We start from the raw sequence: 1,567 nt of genomic DNA on the forward strand, positions 1-1,567 counted from the left end.
AGTGGCCCCCCTTCTCCCGAAGTTACGGGGGCATTTTGCCGAGTTCCTTAACCATAGTTCACCCGAACGCCTCGGTATTCTCTACCAGACCACCTGAGTCGGTTTAGGGTACGGGCCGCCATGAAACTCGCTAGAGGCTTTTCTCGACAGCATAGGATCATCCACTTCGCCACAATCGGCTCGGCATCAGGTCTCAGACACAAGGTGCACGGATTTACCTGCACACCGTCCTACACCCTTACCCCGGGACAACCACCGCCCGGGATGGACTACCTTCCTGCGTCACCCCATCACTCACCTACTACCAGCCTGGTTCGACGGCTCCACCACTCCGGATCACCCCGAAGGGATCACCGACGGCTTCACGGTCTTAGCATCACTGGATTCGATGTTTGACGCTTCACAGCGGGTACCGGAATATCAACCGGTTATCCATCGACTACGCCTGTCGGCCTCGCCTTAGGTCCCGACTTACCCTGGGCAGATCAGCTTGACCCAGGAACCCTTGGTCAATCGGCGCACACGTTTCTCACGTGTGAATCGCTACTCATGCCTGCATTCTCACTCGTCAACCGTCCACAACTACCTTCCGGTGCTGCTTCACCCGGCAGACGACGCTCCCCTACCCATCACAGCCGGCGTTGGCCGTTATGCTGCAATGACACGACTTCGGCGGTACGCTTGAGCCCCGCTACATTGTCGGCGCGGAATCACTAGACCAGTGAGCTATTACGCACTCTTTCAAGGGTGGCTGCTTCTAAGCCAACCTCCTGGTTGTCTGTGCGACTCCACATCCTTTCCCACTTAGCGTACGCTTAGGGGCCTTAGTCGATGCTCTGGGCTGTTTCCCTCTCGACCATGGAGCTTATCCCCCACAGTCTCACTGCCGCGCTCTCACTTACCGGCATTCGGAGTTTGGCTAAGGTCAGTAACCCGGTAGGGCCCATCGCCTATCCAGTGCTCTACCTCCGGCAAGAAACACACGACGCTGCACCTAAATGCATTTCGGGGAGAACCAGCTATCACGGAGTTTGATTGGCCTTTCACCCCTAACCACAGGTCATCCCCCAGGTTTTCAACCCTGGTGGGTTCGGTCCTCCACGAAGTCTTACCTCCGCTTCAACCTGCCCATGGCTAGATCACTCCGCTTCGGGTCTTGAGCGTGCTACTACAGCGCCCTATTCGGACTCGCTTTCGCTACGGCTTCCCCACCCGGGTTAACCTCGCAACACACCGCAAACTCGCAGGCTCATTCTTCAAAAGGCACGCAGTCACGAGAACAGAGCAAGCTCCATTCCGACGCTCCCACGGCTTGTAGGCACACGGTTTCAGGTACTATTTCACTCCCCTCCCGGGGTACTTTTCACCATTCCCTCACGGTACTATCCGCTATCGGTCACCAGGGAATATTTAGGCTTAGCGGGTGGTCCCGCCAGATTCACACGGGATTTCTCGGGCCCCGTGCTACTTGGGTGTCTCTCAAACGAGCCGCTGACGTTTCGACTACGGGGGTCTTACCCTCTACGCCGGACCTTTCGCATGTCCTTCGCCTACATCAACGGTTTCT

Annotated in this window: 1 rRNA gene (running past one end of the window); it reads right to left on the minus strand. The window is 57.0% G+C overall.

Annotation, left to right across the window (positions count from 1 at the left end):
- Window positions 1-1,567 (minus strand): 23S ribosomal RNA (locus ABZ920_RS30450) (its annotated part extends 1,272 nt beyond the left edge of the window); the annotation flags it as partial.

It is taken from the genome of Streptomyces sp. NPDC046831 (genome assembly GCF_040645305.1).
Lineage (GTDB): Bacteria > Actinomycetota > Actinomycetes > Streptomycetales > Streptomycetaceae > Streptomyces.